We start from the raw sequence: 5,371 nt of genomic DNA on the forward strand, positions 1-5,371 counted from the left end.
ACCCTCCCTTGTTCCCCCGCGAAGGCGGGGACCCAGACTGGGCACCCGCCTTCGCGGGTGAACACTCTTCTGCTGTATCCGGCACTACTCGCAGCCCTGGCCGTCCTCTTCGTCACGCTCGCGCTCCTCCGCCCGGTAGACCACGACGAATCCCAATACGTCGCCGCCGCCGCGCTGACCGCCCACGGCCTCCTCCCCTACCGGGACTTCGCCTATCTCCAGACCCCACTCCAACCCTACCTCTTCGCCCCAATCGCAGCCCTGGCCGGAACCTGGACGTGGCCAGCCCTCCGCGTCCTCAACGCGCTGCTCGGCGTCGCGACGATAGCCTGCGTCCACACCACCGCCCGAACCCTCGGCGCCAAACCCAAGGCCGCCCTCGCCTGCGCAGCCCTGTTAGCGACCTGCGACATCCTCCTCTTCAGCATCGGCACAGCCCGCAACGACGCGCTCCCCGCCGCCCTACTGGCCGCAGCCCTACCCCTGATCGTCCGCCCCGCCATCACGCGAAAGACCGCCGCACTCGCCGGCCTGCTCCTCGCCAGCGCTGCCGCCGCGAAGATCTCCTACGCATTCCCCGCGCTCGCCTACGGCCTCTACGCGCTGGTCGACCGCCGCCACCGCCCCGCCTCGATCCTGCTCGGCACGCTCCCGGTCGTCGCCTTCGTCGCCTGGACCTATGTCATCAGCCCGGCCGGCTTCGTGTTCGGCACCGTCACCTTCCCCGCCCGCGGCCCCGCCGAATATTACGCGCTCCGCCCGTGGAAAATGTCGCTCCCCGCCAAGGCGATCGACACGCTCAAGTTTCTTGCGCTCGGCGCAGCCCTGCCCGCGCTAGCCCTGGGCACGCGCGACGCCTGGCGCCGCCGCACGGTCGGACTGCTCGACTGGCTGATCCTCGCCGGCCTGATCGCCGCCCTCCTGCCGTTCCCGACCTGGCGGCAATATCTCCTCCCAGCCCTGCCAGCCCTGTTCGTCCGCCTGTCGCTGATCCCGCCACCAAGCCGCGCATGGCGGATCGCCATCGCGATCTTCGCCACCGCCGGCCTCGCCCCGTCGGTCGCGGCCCTGGCGGACTCGGACGGCCTGTCGCTCACCCAGGCCCTGCGCGAAGGCCAAGCGGTCGGCCGCATGCTCGACCGACGCGGAATCACAGGCCCGATCGCAACGCTATCCCCGCAAATCCTCCCAGCAGCCAATCGCCTGCCGGACCCCGCCTTCGCCACCGGCCCCTTCTATTTTCGCAGCACCAAGCTGCTCGACGCGGCCCAGGAACATGCGCTCCACCTGATCTCGCGAGCACGCGTAAAACTCGACGGATCGACGATCCTCACCGGCGGCGAAGGCCCAGCGTCCAGCGGCGACGCCAGCCTCGACCGCGCACTCGCCACCGCCGCGCGCGACGCCGGCTACGACGCGATCCCGATCCCCGGCACGCGCTTCACCGCGTTTACGCCGCCAGCCCGCACCCCTGCTTCGCCGCGACCAGCCCCGCATAATAATCCATGAGCTCCACGGCATGCTCGCGGTCGCTGCGCACATGCCGGGCCGCCACCGCCGCCGCGCGCCTGAGCATCGCCGGATCCCGCGCGAACAGCCGTCCGATTGCCGCCGCCGCACTCTCCGCATCACGCGCCGCGTAAAGCTCGCTTGCATGGCGGTCCGCGACTTCGGCGCACCCGCCCGTATCCGGCACGATCAGCGGCAGCCCCGACGCCATCGCCTCCGACGCGACCAGCCCGAACGGCTCCGCCTCCGACCCGTGGATCAGCGCATCGCAACTCGCCATGATCCGCGCGAGCCGTTCGCGGTCGTAGACGGGCGCGAACATCCGGATATGCGGCGACCCGCCGATCCGCCGCTGGATCGCCTTGGTCTGCGCACCCGCGCCGATCAGGATCAGCCCGACCGGCAGGCTCGCGCCCGCGCACGCCACCGCATCGACCACCAGCGGCCAGCGCTTCTCGCCGTGATGCCGCCCGAGCCCGAGCAGCAGCATGCCGTCCTCGGGCAAGCCGCACTGCCGCAACAACGCCGCGCGCAACCGGGTATCGCGCAGGTCGGGCGAGAAATGCCCGCGCTCGATCCCCAGCGGCATTGCCGCATCGATCCGCACCCCTCGTGCGCGCAACCGCTTTTCCAGCGCCGGGCCGTTGGTGACGACGACATCGTATTTCTCGAGGAAGCGGTTCATGTACCGGCTGTACCAGGCGAACCCGCGCTCGATCTGGTCGTGGCTCGCGACGCCCGCAAACCAGCGCTGCGCGTAGGCCGCGATGTTGTCGTTGTGCATGAAGAACGCCTTCACCGCGCGTCCTTGCCAGTCGCCGACGAACCACGCCGGCCGCCACGGCGAGCAGCATTCGACCACGTCCGGATCGAGATCGTCGAGCACGCGGTGGATCGCGCCCTCGTCCCAGAACAACCCGTAATTGCGATCGAACGGCATGCCCGGCGACTTGAGGTAGATGATCCGCCCGCCGCCCGGCCGCTCCTCGACGCGGTCTTCCCTGCCTGGCGCGACTACGATGAGTTCATGGCCCATGTCCGCCATGATCCCCATTTTCCGGTCGACATAGGTGCGCACACCGCCGCCAGTCGGCGAGTAGAACTCGTTGACGTCGACGATTCTCACCCTTCGACCCTCATGGCGCGACAGGCCCGAACCCGCCGAGCCCCCGCAGATACTGCGCGGTGATCCGCACCGTCGTCACGCCCGCGCCGACCTCGACCAGCGCCTGCTCGACCTTCGGCCGCGACCGCCCGAGCTTCACGTTGCTCGCGAACCCGGCACCATCGGTCCAGAAACTGAACTTGTTCTTCCCGTCGCGATTATGCGTCAGCAACAGCGCATAGCGGCCCGGCCGCGGCACCCGGATGCACAGCATCGGCGCCCCGCTCGGCGGCGTCGGCACCACCACCCGCCGGAACGTCTTGCCCGCCGCGATCAGCACGTGGTCGTCCTTGAGAAAGCCCGCTTCGTCATCAGGATAGAGTTCGAGCTTCAACTCGCCCGTACGATCCTTCAGCCCGTTGACCTCGACCGCGATCGCCGGCCCCTCCCCCGGTCGGCACGCCGCCGCATCGCTGCCAAGCACCTGTGCCCCGGCCGGTCCCGTAAGCGCAGCGATCGCGGCCAGCGAAAGACAGGCGCGGATCACGCGCGCAACCGGGTAAGCCCGGCGTGAATGCCGAACAGGATGATCAGCGCGACATGCACCAGCAGCGTCAGCGCGGCGGTGAACGCGATCAGATCCGACAAGGCCTGGTCCTGCCCGATCAACAGGATCGCGGCGTTGGCGAACAGCAGATCCTTGTTCGGCACCAGCGGCAGGCGCGACACGAGCAGGCGCCCGGCGGCAAGGAACAGCCACATCCCCACCGGCACGCCCGGCAGCGCAAAATGCCACGCGAACGCGATCAGCACCGATCCGCACAGCAACCGGATGCAGTGGATCCCGAACACCCACCACAGTTTCGCGCGCGGCAACGAGAACACACGGCGCGAGAAGATCAGGAACGGCAGCGAGATCGCCAGCGTCACGCCCGCCGACGCCAGCACCGTGCGGAACTGGTCGTGCGTCAGCAGATGCCGGCCGAGCGGCAACGCGATCGCCACCAGCAGCAATGTCACCGCGTTGCCCGCGATCGCCGACAGGATCGTGACGTCCTTCACCGCGCCGAACGGCGACGCCACCATCCGCGCCTTCGCCCGCGCCCAGGCGTAGAAATAGGCGTCGCCCGAATAGCCGAACACCACTTCGTTCGCGATCCGCTTCTTGATCAGCGCGACGAGGCCGCCGAGCGGGATGCTCCATAGCCTGCGAAAGATGACGTAATCCCCGGTCGGCGGCGACATGTAGAGCAGGCCGAAGCACAGATAGAAACGCGGGTCCTGCGGCACCGAGCGCGAGAGCCCGGCAAGACCATGCCCGAGCAGTTCGCGCCCCAGCCCGACGATCATCGCCAGCGTCAGCACCGCACCGATGATCGCGGGCCAGCGGCTGCCGAGCGCCTTCAGCGGCTCAAGCCCGGCGCGCGCGATATCCGCATAGCCTTCGGATTCGGTCGACTTCGCACGCGTGTTCAATTGCCTGTCCTCAACCAATCGCTCTCAAGCCGCTCCACCGTCTGTCGGTCGGCCCAATAGCCGGCCGTCAATGTGCGTGCACGCAAAGTCGGTTTCATTCGGTCGCGATCTCCGCTTTATCCATCGCGCAGTATGATGACCTCCATATGTCAGCGATGCCCATGCCACCGACCGCCCAGCACATCCTGACCTATGCCGAGGATCTGCGCGGCGGTGGGGTCGAGCGCGCGCAACTGCGCCTCGCACGCGGCTGGCTCGCGGCGGGGCGGCGCGTGACGCTGGCGATCGAGGATATCTCAGGGCCGCTGGCGGCGGAACTCCCGGAAGGTCTGGAGATCGTCACGCCCTCGCGGCTGCTGGCGCTGCCGAAGGTGGTGAGACGTCTCGCGCCGGATATCATATTCTGCCCCGGCAACTTCTACACCGGCATCGCGGCATGGACCCGGCTGCGACTCGGCAGGACGTGCCCGCCGATCGTCGCCAAGATGTCCAACGCCCCCGCGCGCGCCGATCACGGCCGGCTGATGCACGCCGCGCACCAAGTCTGGCTGGCACGCCACGGGAGCTTCCTCGATCACCTCGTCGCGATGACCCCGGCGACCGCGGACGAGGCCGCGTTGGCGACCCGGATGATCGGGCGAACGAGCGTGATCCCGAACCCGCCAGCGGTGCCGATCTCCAGTGCGCTGCCCGACCTGCCGGCACACTTCATTCTTGGGGTTGGCCGGCTCGAACCGCAGAAGCGCTGGGACCGCCTGATCGCCGCGCTGCCGTTGCTGGCGGACCAGACGATACCGCTGGTTATCCTCGGCGAAGGGAGCGAGCGGGGGGCGATCGAGGCTCAGATCCACGTACTGGGCTTGGAGGGTCGCGTCCTCCTACTCGGCCATAGCGGCGATCCCCTCCCGGTGATGGCCCGCGCGACTGTGCTGTCGCTGACCTCCGATTACGAAGGCGTGCCGGGGGTGTTGCGGGAGGCGCTGTCGGTCGGGACGCCGGTGCTCTCGACCGATTCGAGCGCGGCGGTGGCGGAGATCGTCGACCGCCCCGATCGCGGCACGGTTGTCGCGAGGGACGACGCCGCTGCGCTGGTCGATGCGCTGGACGCGTGGCTTGCGCCGACTGTGCAGCGGCCGGAGCCGGTACCGCAACCGGGTGCGGATTCGGCAGAGCGCTACCTTGCTCTCTTCGACCAGTTGGTAAGGCGGTAACTTCCTGCCCGATTACCCACCCCATTGATGCCCTCGGCCCCCACGTCCCGTCATCCCCGCGGACGCGGGG

The 5,371-nt window shown here is 68.9% G+C and carries 5 protein-coding genes; 2 read left to right on the plus strand and 3 right to left on the minus strand.

All coding sequences use genetic code 11. The annotated features are described in order from the left end of the window. The first annotated feature begins 57 nt into the window (after positions 1-57). Positions 58-1,509 carry a DUF2029 domain-containing protein gene (locus H8S47_RS18530; protein ID WP_187505241.1) on the plus strand — a complete coding sequence of 484 codons (1,452 nt, stop codon included), beginning with the start codon at positions 58-60 and terminating at the stop codon, positions 1,507-1,509. Here H8S47_RS18530 and H8S47_RS18535 read toward each other — a convergent pair. Genes H8S47_RS18535 through H8S47_RS18955 form a run of 3 tightly spaced genes read right to left on the minus strand, consistent with a single transcriptional unit; the run spans position 1,451 to position 4,090 of the window. Next, positions 1,451-2,635, minus strand: a complete 1,185-nt coding sequence (locus H8S47_RS18535; RefSeq protein ID WP_187505242.1) for a glycosyltransferase — start codon at positions 2,633-2,635, stop codon at positions 1,451-1,453. The two genes, H8S47_RS18530 and H8S47_RS18535, sit on opposite strands and share 59 nt — an antisense overlap. A 10-nt stretch (positions 2,636-2,645) precedes the next feature. Continuing rightward, positions 2,646-3,161 carry a DUF2141 domain-containing protein gene (locus H8S47_RS18950; RefSeq protein ID WP_328805629.1) on the minus strand — a complete coding sequence of 172 codons (516 nt, stop codon included), beginning with the start codon at positions 3,159-3,161 and terminating at the stop codon, positions 2,646-2,648. Next, positions 3,158-4,090 (minus strand): hypothetical protein, encoded by a 933-nt coding sequence (locus tag H8S47_RS18955; RefSeq protein ID WP_235983054.1) that lies wholly within the window; start codon positions 4,088-4,090, stop codon positions 3,158-3,160. Before H8S47_RS18955 ends, H8S47_RS18950 begins: the two co-directional genes overlap by 4 nt. A 161-nt stretch (positions 4,091-4,251) precedes the next feature. Here H8S47_RS18955 and H8S47_RS18545 point away from each other — a divergent pair, with 161 nt between their 5' ends. Further along, positions 4,252-5,301, plus strand: a complete 1,050-nt coding sequence (locus H8S47_RS18545; protein WP_235983055.1) for a glycosyltransferase — start codon at positions 4,252-4,254, stop codon at positions 5,299-5,301. Positions 5,302-5,371 lie beyond the last annotated feature (70 nt).

The sequence above is a fragment of the Sphingomonas albertensis genome (assembly GCF_014358075.1).
GTDB classification, from domain to species: Bacteria; Pseudomonadota; Alphaproteobacteria; order Sphingomonadales; family Sphingomonadaceae; genus Sphingomonas; species Sphingomonas albertensis.